Origin of the sequence: Aurantimonas sp. HBX-1 (genome assembly GCF_021391535.1) — a bacterium.
Lineage (GTDB): Bacteria > Pseudomonadota > Alphaproteobacteria > Rhizobiales > Rhizobiaceae > Aurantimonas.
This window is the reverse complement of the sequence record NZ_CP090066.1, coordinates 1,849,506-1,867,368: the sequence shown is the minus strand read 5'-3', so window position 1 is coordinate 1,867,368 and position 17,863 is coordinate 1,849,506. Positions and strand designations below refer to the sequence as shown.

Below are 17,863 nucleotides of genomic sequence, written 5' to 3'. Positions count from 1 at the left end.
GCTCCGATGCGCGTCGACCAATTCGATTTCCAGCTTCCGGACGCGCTGATCGCCCTCCGGCCGGCATCGCCGCGCGAGAGCGCGCGGTTGCTCACCGTGTCGGCCGAAGGCGCGCTCGCCGACCGCAAGGTTGACGACCTGCCGTCGCTGGTCGAGCCTGGCGACGTGCTGGTCTTCAACGACACCAAGGTGATTCCGGCGCAGCTGGAAGGCTGGCGCATCGGCCGCGGCACGGACGAGCCGGCGGTCGGCGTCACGCTGCACCAGCGGCTCGACGGCTCCACCTGGAAGGCCTTCGTGCGCGGCGCCCGCAAGCTGCAGCCCGGCGACATCGTTCGCTTCGGCGCGGAAGGCCGCGTCTGCCTCCTCGGCACGCTGGATGCGACCGTCTCGGAAAAGGGCGAAGCCGGCGAGGTGACCTTCGCTTTCGCCTTTCACGGCGCCGCGCTCGACGAAGCGATCGCCACCGTTGGGTCGATCCCGCTGCCGCCCTACATCGCATCCCGGCGCCCGGTCGACGACGACGACCGGCGCGACTACCAGACCGTCTATTCCCGCGAGGAGGGCGCCGTCGCGGCGCCGACGGCGGGTCTGCATTTCACCCCGGCGCTGCTCGAGCGCCTGGCGGAACGCGGCGTCGCGACCGAATTCCTGACGCTGCATGTCGGCGCCGGCACCTTCCTGCCGATGAAGGCCGACGACACGCGCGACCACCGCATGCATGCCGAGACCGGCCATATCGACGCCGAGACCGCCGCCCGACTGACCGAGGCGAAGCGTGCGGGCCGGCGCATCGTCGCCGTCGGCACCACCTCGCTGCGGCTGCTCGAAAGCGCCGCGGCCGACGACGGCAGCATCGCGCCGTTTTCCGGATCGACGGAGATCTTCATCACCCCAGGCTATCGCTTCAAGGCCGTCGACCGGCTGATGACGAATTTCCATCTACCGCGCTCGACGCTGTTCATGCTGGTTTCGGCCTTCTCGGGGCTGGCGACAATGCAGGCGGCCTACGCCCATGCGATCGCCGGCGGCTATCGCTTCTATTCCTACGGCGATGCGTGCCTGCTGGATCGTGCGGCCGCATGAGCCAGCATTTCCGTTTCCAGCTGACCGGGACGGACGGCAAGGCGCGCCGCGGCGAGATCACCATGCCGCGCGGCAGCGTCCGCACGCCGGCCTTCATGCCGGTGGGCACCGCCGGCACCGTCAAGGCGATGTATCTCGACCAGGTTCGCGAACTGGGCTCCGACATCATCCTCGGCAATGTCTATCACCTGATGCTGCGGCCGGGCGCGGAACGCGTCGCACGGCTCGGCGGCCTGCACGAATTCGCCCGCTGGCCGCACCCGATCCTGACCGACTCCGGCGGCTTCCAGGTCATGTCGCTGGCGGCCTTGCGCAAGCTCGACGAGAAGGGCGTGAAGTTCCGCTCGCATCTCGACGGCTCGGAGCACGCGCTGACCCCGGAACGGTCGATCGAGATCCAGGGGCTGCTGGACAGCGACATCCAGATGCAGCTCGACGAGTGCATCAGGCTGCCGGCGGAGCGCGCCGAGATCGAGCGCGCCATGGAAATGTCCCTGCGCTGGGCCGAACGCTGCGCCGTCGCCTTCGGCGACCAGCCCGGCAAGGCGATGTTCGGCATCGTCCAAGGCGGCGATCTGATCGACCTGCGCATCCGCTCGGCCGAACGACTGGCGGCGATGAACCTCAAGGGCTACGCCGTGGGCGGCCTGGCGGTGGGCGAGCCGCAGGCGGTGATGCTGGCGACGCTCGACGAGACGCTGCCGGTCCTGCCGGCCGACAAGCCGCGCTACCTGATGGGCGTCGGCACGCCGCAGGACATCCTGCGCTCGGTGGCGCGGGGCATCGACATGTTCGACTGCGTGATGCCGACCCGCTCCGGCCGGCATGGCCTCGCCTTCACCCGCTTCGGCAAGGTCAATCTGAAGAACGCCCGCCACGCCGAGGACAGCCGCCCGCTCGACGAGGAATCGGACTGCCCAGCCTCGCGCGACTATTCGCGGGCCTATCTGCACCATCTCGTCCGCTCCAACGAGGCGCTCGCCTCGATGCTGCTGACCTGGAACAATCTCGCCTACTACCAGTCGCTGATGGCCGGCATCCGCACCGCCATCGAGGCCGGCGAGTTCGAGGCCTTCGCGGCGCGGACCGAGGAAGCCTGGGCGCAGGGCGACATCCCGGCGCGGTAGGCGGGAACGTCTTCGTCTCCGGAAAGGCGTCGCCAAAAGAAAAGGGAGGCCGCGAGGCCTCCCTTTCACATGCGTTTCCAGGATCTGCCCGGTCAGTCGATGATTTGCACGATGTTGCGGTTCTCGTCGACCAGCACGGTATGCCCGTCGATCACCGTGTACTGATAGGCCGGCACGCCGACGTCTTCCGGCAGCTTGTAGAGCGGCACCGGCTCCGGCAGGGGTGCGCCGACGATGACGTCGAACCCGTCGGGCGCCGCCACCGAGGTGGTCCGCTCCCGCGTGACATAGGTCCGGATCGAGTCGACCTGCGGCTCCTCGATCGTCGTCGTGGTGACCGTCGTGGTGGTCTGCGCCACGGCGCCGCTGGCAAGCAGCGCGAGTCCGGCGGCAATCAGGAAAGGCTTCATGGTCTGTCTCCTTGCTTGGGTCACAGACAAACGGCGGGTTCGGGGCTCCGTTCCACTGCACGGCAGGAACGGGCGCTCCGCCTCTCATGTCGCCGGACAAGGCCATTCCACGGCGGCCCGACGGCGCCCCCCCCCCCCGAGCCGGCTGCTCAGTCGTCGTTGGACGAGTTGAGTTCCTCGGGACGGCGGCCCGGGTCGGATCGGACGATCCGCGCGACGATCTCCCGGCGGCCGCCGCTACGGTCCGGTTCCACGATGTCGATGTCCATGGGGATGCCGAGTTCGGCGGCCCGCTCGAGCGCATCCGTGAGCGCCGCAGCGCTGGCCTCGACGGCGCCGATGGCCGCCTTGGCGGCCGGTTCGTTCAGATAATGATCCATGCTCTAGACATGGAGGCCGAGCGGCCCTTCGGCAAGCGCTGCGGCTGCCCCATACCCGGCGACGGCGGTGTCTGCGTTGTTGGCGCCGATAGGCGCCGAGCAGCCCTCGGGCTTATTCGGAAGCGTCTTCCTCGACGACGAGAGCCGCCGCGTTCACATCGAAATCGTCCAGCATGCGGGCGTTGACCCCGCGCTCCGGGTACTCGATCCGCGGCAACCAGCCGATGACGCACCCGCAATCAGCACACCGTTGGAAGGCAATGTGCCCGCGCCCTCGCACATAGACCGCCAGCGGCCCGGAGAACGTCACGTCCTCCTTGCGATAGTAGGCCCACAGCGCCGCGTAGCGGCGGCAGATGGTGCAGTGGCACTCCGTCACCATCTCGGGCAGACGGGGCACCGACACCTTCGCCGATCCACAATGGCAGGACCCGGATGGCATCTGCTTCCTCGCGATCACTTCGACCACGGAATATATGTACAACTGCCTGTCATGGAGAAGGGATTGGTGAGCGCGCAGGGACTCGAACCCTGGACCTACAGATTAAAAGTCCGTTGCTCTACCAACTGAGCTACGCGCTCGCGCCGCCAGGATAGATCCCGTCGGAGACGCGGCGGACCATAGGTAGCGGCCCTTTGGCGGTCAACCGGTAATTCCGCCGCATCCCGTGACGCGATTGCGATTTGCCCGGGAGCGGCGTGCGGTCTAGAACCCGGCCCGGTCCGCCCACCCCGCGGCGGCGCGACGCGATCCAGCCGAAGGCGAGCCGCTTGCTCTCAGACCTTTCCTATCCGACCGCGGTCTTCGCAGGCGCGCTGTCTTTCCTGTCGCCCTGCGTCCTGCCGCTGGTCCCGCCCTATCTCTGCTACATGGCCGGCGTGTCGGCGGAGGACCTGCGCAGCGGCCAGGTCGCCGGGACGGCGCCGCACACAAGGCTGCTCGCCACCGCCGTCAGCTTCGTGCTCGGCTTCTCCACCGTGTTCGTCATGCTCGGCGCCGGCGCCAGCTCGATCGGCCAGATGCTGCGGCAGAATCTCGACTGGCTAGGCATCGTCGCGGGTCTGGCGATCATCGTCATGGGGCTGAACTTCCTCGGCGTGTTCCGGCTCGCCTTCCTGTCGCGCGAGGTCCGGATGCGCGCGCCGGACCGGCCGCACAGCATCGGCGGCGCCTATCTGATGGGGCTCGCCTTCGCCTTCGGCTGGACGCCCTGCATCGGGCCGGTCCTGGGCGCGATCCTCGGCCTCGCCGGCACCCAGGCGACGGTGGGCGAGGGCGCCCTCATGCTCGGCTTCTATTCGGCCGGGCTCGGCATTCCGTTCATCGTCGCGGCGGCATTCTCGGGCGCCTTCCTGCGCTGGCTCAGCGGCTTCCGCGCGCATCTCGGCACGGTCGAGAAGGCGATGGGCGGGCTGCTCGTCGTCACCGGCATCCTGTTCCTCACCGGCGGCATGCAGGCCATGTCGTTCTGGCTGCTGGAGACCTTCCCGGCGCTGCAGACGATCGGCTGATCGGCGTCCTGGCGCCTGGCCGTTTCGCAGGCGCGAAGAACGGTCTTGCAAATGACGGCGGCGGCGAAGATGATTCCGGCGCGGACGTCGACCGGTTCGGACCGGCATGCGGCGAAGCCGGAGGGTTCCCTGAACGATGGCGCGTCTGCGTAACTACTTCCTGACCGGCTTCATCGTCTGCGCCCCGCTGGCGATCACCGCCTGGATCACCTGGTCCTTCATGGGCTGGGTGGACGGTTGGGTGAAGCCCTACATCCCGGCGCAGTACACGCCGGACACCTATCTGCCCTTTGCGCTGCCGGGCTTCGGGCTCGTCGTGGCGCTGGTGCTGATCACCCTCATCGGCTTCCTGACCGCGAACTTCATCGGAAGGGCGGTGGTCGGCGGCAGCGAGAACCTGCTCGGCCGCATGCCGCTGGTGCGTTCGGTCTACACCGCGCTGAAGCAGATCTTCGAGACGGTGCTGGCCGACCGGTCCTCGTCGTTCAAGACTGCCGCGCTGATCGAGTATCCGCGGCCGGGCCTCTGGTGCCTGGTCTTCGTGGCGACCACGGCGCGGGGTGAGATCGCCTCGGTGCTGTCCGACCGGGGCGACGAGATGCTCGCGGTATTCCTTCCGCCGACGCCCAACCCGACGTCCGGCTTCCTGCTCTTCGTGCCGCGCGAAGACGTCCGCGTGCTCGACATGAGCATCGAGGCGGCGCTGAAGCTGGTGATTTCGTCGGGTCTCGTCTCGCCCGAGGACGAGCCGTCGGGGCCGCTGTCGCCGCGCCAGGCCTCCCGCCTCGTGGCCGAGCGGCTGCGCGAAAGGGAAAAGGAAAGGCCGGAGCCGGTCGAGTGACCCGGCGATCCGGTGCCGGGGCCGCTCAGCCGGAGCGCAGCAGCCGCACCGCCTCGTCCTTGCCGAACAGGTAGAGCAGCGCCCGCAGGCATTCGCCGCGGGGCGTGGTGAGCTCCGGGTCCGTCGCCAGCACCAGCCGCGCGTCGTCGCGGGCGACCTCCATCAGGTCGGCGTGATGCTCCATCCGGGCGATGCGGAAGAACGGCGCGCCGGACTGCTGCGTGCCGAGCAGGTCGCCTTCGCCGCGCAGCTTCAAATCCTCCTCGGCGATGCGGAAGCCGTCCTCGGTGTCCCGCATCACGGCGAGCCGCGCCGCCGCGGTCTCGCCGAGCGGCGCGCGATAGAGCAGCACGCAGGAGGAGGGCTTGGCGCCGCGCCCGACGCGGCCGCGCAGCTGGTGCAGCTGCGACAGGCCGAAGCGCTCGGCATGCTCGATGACGATGATCGTCGCGTCCGGCACGTCGACGCCGACCTCGATGACGGTCGTGGCGACCACCAGCTTCGTCCGGCCGGCCTTGAAGTCGGCCATCGCCCGATCCTTTTCCTCGCCGGTCATGCGGCCGTGGACGAGGCCGACGGCCGACCCGAACAGCTGGCTCAGCTGCCGGAACCGCTCCTCGGCGGCCATCAGGTCGCTCTTCTCCGATTCCTCGACCAGCGGGCAGACCCAGTAGAGCCGCTCGCCGGCCTCCATCGCCTTGCCGGCCCGCGCGACGATCGCGTCCAGCCGCTCCATCGGCACGGCTACGGTGGTGATCGGCTTCCGGCCGGCCGGCTTACCGGTCAGGCGCGAGACGTCCATGTCGCCGAAGGCGGCGAGCACCAGCGTGCGCGGGATCGGCGTTGCGGTCATCACCAGAAGGTCGGGCGAGGCGCCCTTGCGGGTTAGGCTGAGGCGCTGATGGACGCCGAAGCGATGCTGCTCGTCGACGACGACGAGGCCGAGATCGTGATAGGCGACCGCCTCCTGGAAGACAGCGTGGGTGCCGACGACGATCTGGGTGCGGCCGGAAGCGATGGCGTCGAGCTTCTCCGTGCGGACGCGGCCGGTGTCGCGGCCGGTGAGGAGCGTCAGGCTGAGGCCCGCCGCCTCGCAGAGCCGCGACAGGCCGTCATGGTGCTGGCGTGCCAGGATCTCGGTCGGCGCGAGCAGCACCGACTGGGCGCCGGATTCGGCCGCCGTCGCCATCGCCATCAGCGCGACGACGGTCTTGCCGGCGCCGACGTCGCCCTGCAGGAGCCGCAGCATCCGCTCGCCCGACGCCATGTCGGCGCGAATCTCCGCGATTGCCTGCGCCTGGCCCTCGGTCAGCGTGAAGGGCAGGGCGGCGACGACGCGGCGCGATGATTCGCCGGTTCCCGGCATGGCGCGGCCGCGCGCCGCCTTCATGCGCTGGCGCGACAAAGCGAGCGCCAGCTGGCTGGCGAGAAACTCGTCATAGGCGAGGCGGCGATAGGCGGCGCCTTCCGGCGACAGGTCGATCTCGTCCGCCGGGTCGTGGAGGCTGCGCAGGGACGTTCCGAAAGCAGCGAAGTTCTCACGGCGCATGACGCCCGGATCGATCCACTCGCCGAGCTCCGGCAGCCGCTCCAGCGCCTGGGTGATCGCCTTGCGCAGGATCTTCGGCGAAAGGCCTGCGGTCATCGGATAGACCGGCTCGACCAGCGTCAGCGTCTCGGCCTCGGCGACCGGCGCGACGAAGTCCGGATGCACCATCGACGGCCGGCCGTTGAACCATTCCACCCGGCCCGAGACGATCATCGTCTCTCCGACCGGCAGCAGCTTTTCCAGCCAGGCGGACTGGCCGCGAAAATAGGTGAGGGCGATCTCGCCGGTCTCGTCCTGCGCGAACACCCGGTAGGGCACCGAGCGCTGCGCCCGGCCGGGCGCCTGGTGCCGGTCGACCCGCACCGTCAGCGTGACGATCGCGCCCTCAGGCGCCAGCGCGATCTCGGCGCGCTTGCGCCGGTCGATCAGCCCGGTCGGCAGGTGAAACAAAAGGTCGCGGACGCGGACCGTCTCGCCGGCACCGGCGAGCAGCGTCTGGAACTGGGCAGCGACCTTCGGCCCGACGCCTTCCAGCGTGGTGACGGCGGCGAACAGCGGATCGAGGATCGAGGGGCGCATCGGCGCGAGGTTTAGCCGCGTTCCGGCCGAAGGCAAGGCTGACAGTCAGGAACGCTCCCTATATAGAGCAGGCATTCACACCACAGGTTCGTCATGACTGGTATGCAGCGCTCCTCGAGCGATCTCGATGTCCGTCGTCGCAAGGCGCTTTTCCGGTCCTGGCACCGCGGCACCCGCGAGATGGACCTGGTGCTCGGCCGCTTCGCCGATTCTGAGATCGACCGGCTGACCGACGCCGAGCTCGGTGAATACGAACACCTGATGGAAGCGATCGACCGCGACCTGTTCCAGTGGATGACCGGCGAGGTGGAAACCCCCGCCGAATACGACACCGCGATGTTCCGCCGCGTCCGCGATTTCCATGGCGGCGCCTGGGAGGAGCTGAAGTGACCATCTCCCCCCGGCTGAAGAAGGCGCTGGAGCGCGGCGCGGGTCTCGAGATCGGCAACGTGCTGGAAGGCTACGAGGCGTTCCTGCTCGCCGACATCGCGCGACTGCGCGGCGCCAAGAAGCCGGTCGTCTTCGTCATGCGCGACGGCAACCGGATCGGCGAGTTGGAGGACGCGCTGCGCTTCGTCGCGCCGGAGCTGCCGGTGCTGACGCTACCGGCCTGGGACTGCCTGCCCTATGACCGTGTCGGCCCCTCCTCGGACGCCGCGGCGCGGCGGCTTTCGGCGATGGCGGCGCTGGCAGCCCTTAGGCGCGAGCCGCACCGGGCGCTGATCCTGACCACCGCCAATGCGCTGCTGCAGAAGATGCCGCCGGCGAGCGTCCTCGCCGAAGAGACCATCGTCGCCAATGTCGGCGGTCGGGTGGCGATGGAGGACATCGTCCGCACGCTGCAGCGCGGCGGCTTCGAGCGGGTGGCGACGGTGCGCGAGCGCGGCGAGTTCGCCGTGCGCGGCGGCATCCTCGACCTGTTCGCGCCCGGCGAGGAGGAGCCGGTACGGCTCGACTTCTTCGGCGACACGCTGGAGACGATCCGCGGCTTCGACCCCGCCACCCAGCGCACAACGCGGCAGCTGCGCAATTTCGAGCTGGCGCCGGTTTCCGAGATCACCCTGCGCGAGGATACGATCAGCCGCTTCCGCACCGGCTATGTCCGGCGCTTTGGCGCCCCGATGCGCGGCGACGCGCTCTACGCCTCGATCAGCGAGGGCAAGCGCTTCTCCGGCATGGAGCACTGGCTGCCGCTGTTCTACGAGCGGCTGGACACGCTGTTCGACTATTGCGACGGCTTCCCGATGGTGCTCGACCACCTGGTGGCGGAAGCCGTCGGCGAGCGTCGCAAGACGATCGAGGATCACTACGAGGCCCGCAAGGAAGGCGCCGGCCAGGTCAGCGGCGAATCCGTGCCGTATCATCCGGTCGAGCCGGGCGAGTTGTATCTGACGGCGGACGAGATGGCCGCGGGCCTCGCCATCGCCGATCCGATCCGGTTGTCGGCCTACCGCGTGCCGGACGCCCCCAATCACGACGTCCACAATCTCGACATCACCCGCGGGCGCAATTTCTCGACCGAGCGCACCAGCGGCGACACCAACGTCTTCGAGGCGGCGGTGAAGCATATCGGCAAGCTGCGCGCCGACGGCAAACGCGTCGTCCTCGCGGCCTGGACCGAAGGCTCGCGCGAGCGCCTCGCCCAGGTCGTCGAGGAGCACGGGCTGGAGGGGCTGAAGCCCGTCGACAGCCTGAAGAAGGTCAACGAGGCGCCGAAGAACCTCGTCCTCGCCGCCGTCCTCGGCATCGAGTCCGGCTTCGAGACACCGGATATGGCCGTGGTCGGCGAGCAGGACATTCTCGGCGACCGCCTGGTGCGCCGCGGCCGCAAGAAGCGCGCCTCGAACTTCATCTCCGAGGTGACCGGCCTCGACGAGGGCGACATCGTCGTCCACGTCGACCACGGTATCGGGCGCTTCGTCGGACTAAAGACCATCGAGGCGGCGGGTGCGCCGCATGATTGCCTCGAGCTGCGCTATGCCGGCGACGACCGGCTGTTCCTGCCGGTGGAGAACATCGAGCTCCTGTCGCGCTATGGCGGCGAGGGCTCCGAGGCGATGCTCGACAAGCTTGGCGGCGGCAACTGGCAGGCCCGCAAGGCCAAGCTGAAGAAGCGCCTGCTCGACATGGCGGCCGGGTTGATCCGCCTCGCCGCCGAGCGCGCGACGCGCGGCGCGCCGAAGCTGCTGCCGCCGGAGGGGCTCTGGGACGAGTTCGCGGCGCGCTTCCCCTACGAGGAAACCGAGGACCAGATGGCGGCGATCGACGCCGTCGTCGACGATCTGTCGCTCGGGCGCCCGATGGACCGACTGATCTGCGGCGACGTCGGCTTCGGCAAGACGGAAGTTGCGCTGCGCGCCGCCTTCATCGCGGCGATGCACGGGCTGCAGGTGGCGGTCGTCGTGCCGACGACGCTGCTGGCGCGCCAGCACTTCAAGACCTTCAGCGAGCGCTTCCGCGGCCTGCCGCTGCATGTCGCGCAGGCCTCCCGGCTGGTGTCGGGCAAGCAGCTGGCGGAAACCAAGAAGGGCGCCGCCGACGGCACGATCGACATCGTCGTCGGCACCCACGCGCTTCTCGGCAAGGGCGTCAACTTCAAGAATCTCGGGCTGCTGGTGATCGACGAGGAGCAGCACTTCGGCGTCAAGCACAAGGAGCGGCTGAAGGAGCTGAAGTCCGACGTGCACGTGCTGACGCTGTCGGCGACGCCGATCCCGCGGACGCTGCAGCTGGCGCTGACCGGGGTGCGCGAACTGTCGCTGATCACCACGGCGCCGGTCGACCGCATGGCGGTGCGGACTTTCGTCAGCCCGTTCGACCCGCTGGTGGTGCGCGAGACGCTGCTGCGCGAGCGCTATCGCGGCGGCCAGAGCTTCTATGTCTGCCCGCGCCTGTCGGACCTGGCCGGCATCAAGGAATTCCTCGACCGCGAGGTGCCGGAACTGAAGGTCGCCGTCGCCCATGGCCAGATGCCGGCGGGCGAACTCGACGACGTCATGAACGCATTCTACGAGGGCCAGTACGACGTGCTTCTGTCGACGACGATCGTCGAATCCGGCCTCGACATCCCCTCGGCCAACACGATGATCGTGCACCGGGCCGACATGTTCGGCCTCGCCCAGCTCTACCAGCTGCGCGGCCGCGTCGGCCGTTCGAAGCTGCGGGCCTATGCGCTGCTGACGATCCCGGCGAACAAGACCCCGACCAAGGGCGCCGATCGCCGCCTCAAGGTGCTGCAGTCGCTGGACACGCTCGGTGCCGGCTTCCAGCTGGCCAGCCACGATCTCGACCAGCGCGGCGCCGGCAACCTGCTCGGCGACGAGCAGTCCGGCCACGTCAAGGAAGTCGGCTTCGAGCTCTACCAGCAGATGCTGGAGGAGGCGGTGGCGGAGATGAAGGGCGTCGAGACCGAGAGCGACGGCCAGTGGTCGCCGCAGATCGCGCTGGGCACCTCGGTGATGATCCCGGAAAGCTACGTCCCGGACCTGCAGCTGCGGATGACGCTGTATCGCCGGCTCGCCGATCTCGGCGACGCGCGCGAGATCGACGCCTTCGGCGCCGAACTCATCGACCGCTTCGGGCCGCTGCCGACCGAGGTCGACCATCTGCTCAAGGTGGTCTTCATCAAGGCGCTGTGCCGCAAGGCGAACATCGAGAAGCTGGACGCCGGCCCGAAGGGGGTGGTGGTAAGCTTCCGCGAGAAGAACTTCGCCAATCCGGGCGCGCTGGTCCGCTACATCTCGGAGCAGGGCTCCGCGGCGAAGATCCGCCCGGACCAGTCGATCGTGCTGATCCGCGACTGGCCGACGCCGGAGCAGCGGCTGAACGGCGCGGCGACCATCGCCACGCAGCTGGCGCGCTTTGCCGGGGAGGCGGAGAAGAAGGCAGCCTGAGCGGCGCCGTCGTGAGGGAAACGTCGGCGGCAATGCCGCTCGGGCATGGCCGGATGCGGCCCCTCACAATTCCGCCGTGCGAATGGCGTTCAAGCCGGGCCATGTCCTACCGCTCCGCTCACCTTTCCACCCTGCGGCGCCGACGCCTCTGCCTTGCTGCGGCCGCCGTCACGGTCGCTACCGCCTGTTCTCCGACGGTCGCGCAGGAGGCACCCGGCAATGCCATGGTCGATGCCGACGAGGTCGTGCTGGGCACGATCGAGAAACGGCTCGACGCGGCCGGCATCTGCACGCCGCTGACTTTCGACCTGCGCGCCGTGTCGGGGCTGCTGGGTTTCCCGGTCCCGAGCTTCATCCCGATCGACACGAACCTGCGCTGGGACCAGAGCCGCCATCGCGTGACGCGCTTTGCGTCGACGCCGGACGCGGTCCGGCTCGACTTCGAGATGGGCTGCGAGCCGGGCAGCAACGGCGCGGTCCTCGAGTTCCTCGGCCTTAAGCCCGAGACCGTGCGCCTCGCCGACACCGTCATCTGCAACGGCGACCGGGCAGGGGACGGCAGCCTGGCGACGCTGGTGTGCGAGCCCGAGGGCCGCATCGGCCGCTTCCTGTCGAAGACCATCATCGGCCTCTCTGAGAAGGTCGGCCGGCTTCTGCCGATGAACCTCGCAGTGCCGGTCAGCGAGGTCGTCGCGCCCTTCGGGCCGACACGGCCGGCGCCTCCACAACCAGCGCAGCCGTCCGAGGTCGAGCGCCCACCCATGGGAGACACGCCTTCGACCGTGACGCCTTCCACCGAGGCCGAGCGCGAGCCCGAAGCAGCCGCGCCAGGAGCCGATTCGGTCAGCGATCAGGCTGAAGCATTGCCGCGCTGAAGGACCGCCGCAGCGGCTATACCGCCGCTGCGTTCGGCCCAGTCGGTGCAATTTGTCTGGACCGCTGCAGGCCGTTCAGCTGGGACGGAGCGACATGTCAGTCCCGCGCCGGGTCCATCCAGAACGCCGGCAAGTGGTAGCCCATCAGCGGTATGGATTCGGGATGCTTCACGAAACTCCAACGCGCAAGCCGCTGTTCGCCGAGATAGAACAGCGGCACGAGATACTGGCCGGAGATCAGCACCCTGTCGTAGGCCCGTACGGCGGTCACGAACTCTTCGCGGGTGCGCGCAGACGTCATCGCATCGATCATCGCATCGGCCGCCGGGCTCGCGACGCCCGCATAGTTGAAGGATCCCGGCGCCTCGGCGGAGACCGATCCCCAGCGCCCGCGCTGTTCGGCGCCCGGCGACAAGGTGCCGTTGAAGGGAGCGATCAGCATGTCGTAGTCGAAGCTCTGCTTGCGCAACTGGTACTGCGCATCGTCGACCTGCCGAACGTCGACATCTACGCCGACGCGTGAAAGCGTTCGGGCATAGCCGAGTGCGATCCGTTGCTGGTCGGCGTTCTGCGCGAGAATTTCAAAGCGCAGCGGGTTCCCGTCGGCGTCGATCATACGGCCGCCCGAAAACGTGAATCCTGCCGCCTGAAGGGCGTCGATCGCCTGGCGCATCAGACGCCGGTCCGATCCGGAGCCGTCGCTGACGGGCGGCTGCCACTCGCCAGCCATGACATCGGGCGTCACCGCGTCGGGAAAGGGCGCCAGCAGCGCTTTCTCCGCATCGCTCGCCGGGCGCCCGACACTCGAAAGCTCGGAGTTGGCGAAATACCCGCTGATACGCTTGTACCCCCCATAATAGAGGTTCTGGTTGACCCATTCAAAGTCGAACAGCAGGCTCAGCGCCGCCCGAACATCGCGATCCTCGAAGACCGGTCGGCGCGTGTTGAAGAAGAACCCGTAGGTGCCTGCCGGACGCCCGGTCTGGAACGTCTCCTTGATGACACGCCCGTCCTGCACGGCCGGGAAATCGTAGACGGTCTCCCAACGTCGCGGATTGCCCTCGGCCAGCACATAGAAGAGACCCTTCTGGAATGCCTCGAACTGCGTGTTCGCATCCCGGAAATACTCGACGACGATCCCGTCATAATTGTCGATACCCCGCTTTGCGGGCAGGTCCTTGGCCCAGTAATCCGGGTTCTTCCGGTAGACGATGCGGCGGCCGGGTTCGACCTGGTCGATGACGTAGGGACCCGATCCGATGACCGGGTCGAGGGTCGTGCGTTCGAAAGTGGCTGGATCGAACCCATGCTCGGGCAGAACCGGAAGGCCTGCGAGCAGCAGCGGCAATTCCCGGTCGGCCTTGTCGTTGAAGGTGAAGCGCACGCCCCGCTCGCCGACCTTCTCGATGCGGTCCACCTTGCTCAGCCAGTTCGTGTACTGCGGACGCACGACGCCCGGGATCTTCATCATCTCCGTGGTGAAGAGCACGTCTTCCACGCGCACCGGCTTGCCATCCGAAAAGCGGGCTTTCGCATTCAGGGTGAATTCCACGAACGAGCGGGCGTCGTCGGTCTCCACCGTTTCGGCGAGCAGGCCGTACATGGTGAAAGGTTCATCCGGCGACCGTTGCATCAGCGGTTCGAAGATGAGGTTGCCGAACTCCGGATCGAACCAGATGCCGCGCGCCGTAGTCGTCGCGCCGCGCACGATCACCGGGTTGAGGTTGTCGAACGTGCCGAAGACGCCGTAGCGCATCGTCCCGCCTTGCGGGGCGTCAGGATTGACGAAGGGAAAATGATCGAAATCGGCGGGCAGGGCAGGCTCGCCCTGCATGGCGATCGCGTGCATCGGCTCGGCGGCAGCCTGCCCTGCCGGAGCGACGAGAAGGACGGCGAAAAGCAGCGGGAGAAGCCGCAATCCGCTTCGCCCCGCGTTCGGGAATAGCCGCATGTAATGATTGTCTCCGCCGTTTGATCCGCCGGGATTCTACCTGCAAAGCCTTGTCTTGCCTACCGCCCCGGACCAAGGCGGCGCGTCGGCGGGGGCCTTCAAACGGCCTTATTTGCGCATGACGTCGACCCTCGTTAATGAACGCACATTCCGCGCCGATTCACGCCGAAAGGATCTGACTCCTGTGACGCACCGACTGACAAACGCTTCCACCTCGATGCTCGCCGCTGCGCTCGTCGGCCTCGCGACATTCGGCCTTGGCGTTTCCGGCGCGAGTGCTCAGGGCGCTCCCGCCGCACAGCCGGGGGGCAATGCCGTCCCCGCCGAGTGGTTCAAGGTCTGCTCGACCCAGGGCGAGAACGAGATCTGCAACACCCAGTACACGATGGTTGCCGACACGCGTCAGCTGATCACCGCGGTCAACCTGATCAACGTGAAGGGCAAGGTGAACCAGAACGTGATCCAGGCCGTGGTGCCGACCGGCCGTGTCATTCCGGCTGGCGTCCAGCTGAAGATCGACGATAGCGCGCCGCAGACGCTGAACTACTCCGTGTGCTTCCCGGATCGCTGCATCGCCGAGGCCGAGCTCACCGACGCGCTGGTCGCCGCGATGAAGAAGGGCGGCCGGCTGACGGTCACCTCGATCAACTTCCAGCGTCAGGCCAACCCGATCCCGATCACGCTGTCGGGCTTCACCGGCGCCTATGACGGCCCGCCGACGGCGCAGCCGGAGCTGGCGCAGCGCCAGCAGGAGCTGAACGAGGCGCTGCAGAAGCAGGCCGAGGAGCGCCGCAAGAAGTTCGAGGACGCCCAGAACGCGGCCAAGGCCGCGCCGGCCGCGCCCGCGCAGTAATCCTGCCGGGGCTCGCTTTGGACGCGACACCGAACGGCGGCGAAAGCCGCCGTTTGCATTTCAGGCAAATGCTGCGGCCGGCCGCCCGCCTTCAGTTGCGGTGGGTGCCTTTCAGCCGATAGGCGCCGTCGATCGGCCCGTCGAACAGCTCGCCAACCTGCGGATGGCGAATCGGATCGCGGCTCTCGTCGGGCACGAGGTTCTGCTCCGACACATAGGCGATGTATTCGCTCTCGGCGTTCTCGGCGAGCAGGTGGTAGAACGGCTGTTCCTTGCGCGGCCGGACCTCCTCCGGGATCGCCTGGTACCATTCCTCGGTGTTGCCGAACTCCGGATCGACGTCGAAGATCACGCCGCGGAACGGATATATCCGGTGCCGGACGACCTGGCCGATATAGAAGCGGGCGGTTTGCATCGATCTCCTGACTCCCTTAAGCGACGGCAACTAGCCAATCCGGCAGCGGCAAAGCAAGCGCGCCGTCGTCGCATCTGCCGAAGTCCATCGTCATGAACCACCCAGACCTGTCCGGACGGCCCGCGTGATCGCCATCGTCGGGCTGATCTCGCCGTTCTTCGGGCTCATCGCGCTCGGCTTCGGGGCAGGGCGGATCGTCCGGCATCCGGTCGAGGGCCTCGCCTGGCTCAATGTCTTCATCATCTACATCGCCCTTCCGGCGCTGTTCTTCCAGCTGCTGGCGAAGACCCCGGTCGAGAAACTCGCCAGTCCCGGCTTCGTCACGGCGACGACGCTGGCGACGTTCCTGATCTTCGCGGCCGGTCTTGCCCTGGCCCTGCTGCGCAGCCGCGGCGATATTCCGGCCTCCACGGTGCAGGGGCTCGCTAGCGCCTACGGCAATATCGGCTACATGGGACCCGGCCTCGCTTTGGTGGCGCTGGGGCCGGAGGCGGCTATCCCGGTCGCGCTGATCTTCTGCTTCGACAACACGCTGCATTTCGTCATGGCGCCGCTGATGATGGCGCTCGGCGGCGACCGCCGGGGCACGGTGCTGCAGGTCGCCGGCGGCGTCCTGGTGCGGATCTTCACCCATCCCTTCATCCTCGCGACGATCGTCGGCGTCGCCGCCGCGATCTTCCACCTCGTTCTTCCGGACCCGGTGGACCGCTTCCTGCAGCTGCTGGCGAACGCCGCCGCCCCTTGCGCGCTCTTCGCCATGGGCGTGACGCTCGCCCTGCGGCCGCTGAAGCGCGTGCCGCCCGAGCTGGCGTTCATCGTGCCGTTGAAGCTGGTGGCGCATCCGCTCGCCGTCTGGCTGATGCTCGGCCTGTTCGGGAGCTTCGACCCGGTATGGGTGCAGAGCGCCATGCTGCTGGCCAGCCTGCCGACGGCGACGAATGTCTTCGTCATCGCCCAGCAATACGGCGTCTGGGTCGAGCGGGCCTCTGCCAGCGTGCTGGTCACCACGGTCCTCTCGGTCGGGACCGTGACGCTGCTGCTCTACTTGATTGCCTCAGGCGCGATCCCGGCCGACCCGTTCCCGTAGGGCGCGCGGCAGGCCGACGAAGCCCGAACCGGGCGCCACGCCCTCGCGCATCGCGAACTGCCGCAGGAAGGGGATCGCTTCCAACGCTGCCAGGCCTGCGGACCGGGCCATCTGCACCGGCAGGAAGTCGGCGAGCAGCGAGCGGTTGAGAAGGTCTACGCCGAGCGTGCGCGAGCGGACGTCGCCGCGGCGGGCCGCCTCGTAGCGCCGGAGCGCCGACGCCCGGCCCGGATCGTCCCGGCTTTCCCGGGCGACCCTGATGATCGCCTCGCAGTCGCGCAGGCCGAGATTGAGGCCCTGCGCGCCGATCGGCGGAAACGCGTGGCCGGCCTCGCCGACCAGCGCCAGGCGCTCGCCGGTGAGCCGGGCGACGGAGGCGCCCGACAGCGGGAAGCGCTGGATCGGCATCTCGATCGTCACCGCGCCGAGGATCGAATGCAGCTTCTCCTCGACGATCTCCGCCAGCCGGTCGGCCGGCAGGTCGACATAGAGATCGGCGAGGCGCGGCTCCTCCACCCAGACGAGCGAAGAGCGGCGACCGGGCAGGGGAACCTGCGTGAACGGGCCGCTTCTCGTGTGGAACTCGGTCGAGACCGAACCGTGCGGTAGGCTGTGGTCGAAATTCAGGACGATGGCGCTTTGCGGATAGGTCCACCGGCGAACGGCGATACCGGCCGCCTCGCGCATCGGCGACATGCGGCCATCCGCCGCCACCACCAGGTCGGCGGCGTAGTGGCCGCCGTCGGCCAGTTCGACGAGGGCATGGTCCGTGGTCACCGACAGGCCGACGGCGCGGTCGGTGACGATCTCGAGCCGGTCGAGACCGTCGGCCCGGCGCTGCAGCGCCGCGTGCAGGTCGGCGTTGAGGACGTTGTAGCCGAAGGCATCGAGGCCGATTTCCGCGGCGTCGAACTCGACCGTCGGGGCGCGCAGCAGGCGATGCGTGTCGTCGACGAGGCGCATGACGGTCAGCGGCTCGGCTGCGCCGCCGAGTTCATCCATCAGGCCGATCTCGTCGAGGAACGCCACGGAGCGGCCGATCAGCGCGGTGCTGCGACGGTCGGGCGTCGCTTCCGCGGCGACCAGAACCGTGTCGAACCCGGCCGCGGCGAAGCCGATTGCCGTCGCCGTTCCCGCCAGGCCGCCCCCGACCACGACGATCTCCCTGCGCTTGCTCGACACTCTCACACCTCCGGACGGCCACGGGTTGCGATTGCAACAGCAGGACAGCCATGCTCGTTTCGCTTGGAAAACGCACATACGACCATTACAGCCAATGGCAATGCCCATGCGCCGCGTGCGGCG

At 68.3% G+C, this 17,863-nt stretch carries 16 protein-coding genes and 1 tRNA gene; 9 read left to right on the top strand and 8 right to left on the bottom strand.

Annotated features, from left to right (window positions below; translation table 11 throughout):
- The first annotated feature begins 6 nt into the window (after positions 1–6).
- Positions 7–1,086: a tRNA preQ1(34) S-adenosylmethionine ribosyltransferase-isomerase QueA gene (gene queA, locus LXB15_RS08850; protein ID WP_233952577.1), complete on the top strand. Its 1,080-nt coding sequence runs from the start codon at positions 7–9 to the stop codon at positions 1,084–1,086.
- The gene (gene tgt / locus LXB15_RS08845) at positions 1,083–2,213 is read left to right on the top strand and encodes a tRNA guanosine(34) transglycosylase Tgt (RefSeq protein ID WP_233952571.1); all 1,131 of its coding nucleotides are present in this window, start codon (positions 1,083–1,085) and stop codon (positions 2,211–2,213) included. Before queA ends, tgt begins: the two co-directional genes overlap by 4 nt.
- A 92-nt stretch (positions 2,214–2,305) precedes the next feature.
- On the opposite strand, the gene LXB15_RS08840 is transcribed toward tgt, so the two are convergent.
- From LXB15_RS08840 to LXB15_RS08825, 4 genes are all read right to left on the bottom strand, one after another.
- Entirely contained in the window at positions 2,306–2,623 is a 318-nt protein-coding gene (locus LXB15_RS08840) for a DUF1236 domain-containing protein (protein WP_233952564.1), read from the bottom strand.
- Between the two features lie 149 nt (positions 2,624–2,772).
- Positions 2,773–3,003, bottom strand: a complete 231-nt coding sequence (locus LXB15_RS08835; protein ID WP_233952561.1) for a hypothetical protein — start codon at positions 3,001–3,003, stop codon at positions 2,773–2,775.
- A gap of 112 nt (positions 3,004–3,115) precedes the next feature.
- The gene (locus tag LXB15_RS08830) at positions 3,116–3,472 is read right to left on the bottom strand and encodes a GFA family protein (RefSeq protein WP_233952559.1); all 357 of its coding nucleotides are present in this window, start codon (positions 3,470–3,472) and stop codon (positions 3,116–3,118) included.
- A gap of 37 nt (positions 3,473–3,509) precedes the next feature.
- A tRNA-Lys gene (locus LXB15_RS08825) sits at positions 3,510–3,585 on the bottom strand.
- Between the two features lie 189 nt (positions 3,586–3,774).
- Between LXB15_RS08825 and LXB15_RS08820 the strand changes: the two genes are divergently transcribed.
- Both LXB15_RS08820 and LXB15_RS08815 read left to right on the top strand, forming a co-directional pair.
- Positions 3,775–4,515: a cytochrome c biogenesis CcdA family protein gene (locus tag LXB15_RS08820; protein WP_233952554.1), complete on the top strand. Its 741-nt coding sequence runs from the start codon at positions 3,775–3,777 to the stop codon at positions 4,513–4,515.
- Positions 4,516–4,651: 136 nt separating this feature from the next.
- Positions 4,652–5,356, top strand: a complete 705-nt coding sequence (locus tag LXB15_RS08815) for a DUF502 domain-containing protein (protein WP_233952548.1) — start codon at positions 4,652–4,654, stop codon at positions 5,354–5,356.
- 25 nt (positions 5,357–5,381) lie between these two features.
- On the opposite strand, the gene recG is transcribed toward LXB15_RS08815, so the two are convergent.
- Entirely contained in the window at positions 5,382–7,484 is a 2,103-nt protein-coding gene (gene recG / locus LXB15_RS08810; RefSeq protein WP_233952542.1) for an ATP-dependent DNA helicase RecG, read from the bottom strand.
- Positions 7,485–7,577: 93 nt separating this feature from the next.
- Between recG and LXB15_RS08805 the strand changes: the two genes are divergently transcribed.
- The 3 genes from LXB15_RS08805 (at position 7,578) to LXB15_RS08795 (ending at position 12,252) form a co-directional block, all read left to right on the top strand.
- Positions 7,578–7,874, top strand: coding sequence for a succinate dehydrogenase assembly factor 2 (locus tag LXB15_RS08805; protein ID WP_233952536.1), 297 nt, complete (start codon positions 7,578–7,580; stop codon positions 7,872–7,874).
- Positions 7,875–8,011: 137 nt separating this feature from the next.
- The gene (mfd, locus tag LXB15_RS08800) at positions 8,012–11,377 is read left to right on the top strand and encodes a transcription-repair coupling factor (protein ID WP_233953101.1); all 3,366 of its coding nucleotides are present in this window, start codon (positions 8,012–8,014) and stop codon (positions 11,375–11,377) included.
- 224 nt (positions 11,378–11,601) lie between these two features.
- Complete coding sequence (locus LXB15_RS08795) at positions 11,602–12,252, top strand: hypothetical protein (RefSeq protein WP_233952531.1); 651 nt, start codon at positions 11,602–11,604, stop codon at positions 12,250–12,252.
- A 97-nt stretch (positions 12,253–12,349) separates the two neighbouring features.
- Here LXB15_RS08795 and LXB15_RS08790 read toward each other — a convergent pair whose 3' ends face one another.
- Positions 12,350–14,203, bottom strand: a complete 1,854-nt coding sequence (locus tag LXB15_RS08790; RefSeq protein WP_233952529.1) for an extracellular solute-binding protein — start codon at positions 14,201–14,203, stop codon at positions 12,350–12,352.
- Between the two features lie 217 nt (positions 14,204–14,420).
- On the opposite strand from LXB15_RS08790, the gene LXB15_RS08785 reads away from it, so the two are divergent.
- Positions 14,421–15,056 carry an invasion associated locus B family protein gene (locus LXB15_RS08785; RefSeq protein WP_370640217.1) on the top strand — a complete coding sequence of 212 codons (636 nt, stop codon included), beginning with the start codon at positions 14,421–14,423 and terminating at the stop codon, positions 15,054–15,056.
- Between the two features lie 91 nt (positions 15,057–15,147).
- On the opposite strand, the gene hspQ is transcribed toward LXB15_RS08785, so the two are convergent.
- The gene (gene hspQ / locus LXB15_RS08780; RefSeq protein WP_233952526.1) at positions 15,148–15,471 is read right to left on the bottom strand and encodes a heat shock protein HspQ; all 324 of its coding nucleotides are present in this window, start codon (positions 15,469–15,471) and stop codon (positions 15,148–15,150) included.
- Between the two features lie 124 nt (positions 15,472–15,595).
- Between hspQ and LXB15_RS08775 the strand changes: the two genes are divergently transcribed.
- Positions 15,596–16,558: an AEC family transporter gene (locus LXB15_RS08775; RefSeq protein WP_233952524.1), complete on the top strand. Its 963-nt coding sequence runs from the start codon at positions 15,596–15,598 to the stop codon at positions 16,556–16,558.
- Here the strand turns inward: LXB15_RS08775 and LXB15_RS08770 are convergent.
- Positions 16,526–17,740: a UbiH/UbiF family hydroxylase gene (locus tag LXB15_RS08770; protein WP_233952522.1), complete on the bottom strand. Its 1,215-nt coding sequence runs from the start codon at positions 17,738–17,740 to the stop codon at positions 16,526–16,528. The genes LXB15_RS08775 and LXB15_RS08770 overlap by 33 nt on opposite strands.
- Positions 17,741–17,863 lie beyond the last annotated feature (123 nt).

Excerpts from the sequence above, each read along its gene's own strand:
- hspQ (WP_233952526.1), bottom strand. The coding sequence starts at position 15,471 with ATGCAAACCGCCCGCTTCTATATCGGCCAGGTCGTCCGGCACCGGATA.
- LXB15_RS08840 (WP_233952564.1), bottom strand. The coding sequence starts at position 2,623 with ATGAAGCCTTTCCTGATTGCCGCCGGACTCGCGCTGCTTGCCAGCGGC.
- LXB15_RS08790 (WP_233952529.1), bottom strand. The coding sequence starts at position 14,203 with ATGCGGCTATTCCCGAACGCGGGGCGAAGCGGATTGCGGCTTCTCCCG.
- recG (WP_233952542.1), bottom strand. The coding sequence starts at position 7,484 with ATGCGCCCCTCGATCCTCGATCCGCTGTTCGCCGCCGTCACCACGCTG.
- LXB15_RS08815 (WP_233952548.1), top strand. The coding sequence starts at position 4,652 with ATGGCGCGTCTGCGTAACTACTTCCTGACCGGCTTCATCGTCTGCGCC.
- LXB15_RS08835 (WP_233952561.1), bottom strand. The coding sequence starts at position 3,003 with ATGGATCATTATCTGAACGAACCGGCCGCCAAGGCGGCCATCGGCGCC.
- tgt (WP_233952571.1), top strand. The coding sequence starts at position 1,083 with ATGAGCCAGCATTTCCGTTTCCAGCTGACCGGGACGGACGGCAAGGCG.
- queA (WP_233952577.1), top strand. The coding sequence starts at position 7 with ATGCGCGTCGACCAATTCGATTTCCAGCTTCCGGACGCGCTGATCGCC.
- LXB15_RS08785 (WP_370640217.1), top strand. The coding sequence starts at position 14,421 with ATGCTCGCCGCTGCGCTCGTCGGCCTCGCGACATTCGGCCTTGGCGTT.
- LXB15_RS08805 (WP_233952536.1), top strand. The coding sequence starts at position 7,578 with ATGACTGGTATGCAGCGCTCCTCGAGCGATCTCGATGTCCGTCGTCGC.
- LXB15_RS08795 (WP_233952531.1), top strand. The coding sequence starts at position 11,602 with ATGGTCGATGCCGACGAGGTCGTGCTGGGCACGATCGAGAAACGGCTC.
- mfd (WP_233953101.1), top strand. The coding sequence starts at position 8,012 with ATGCGCGACGGCAACCGGATCGGCGAGTTGGAGGACGCGCTGCGCTTC.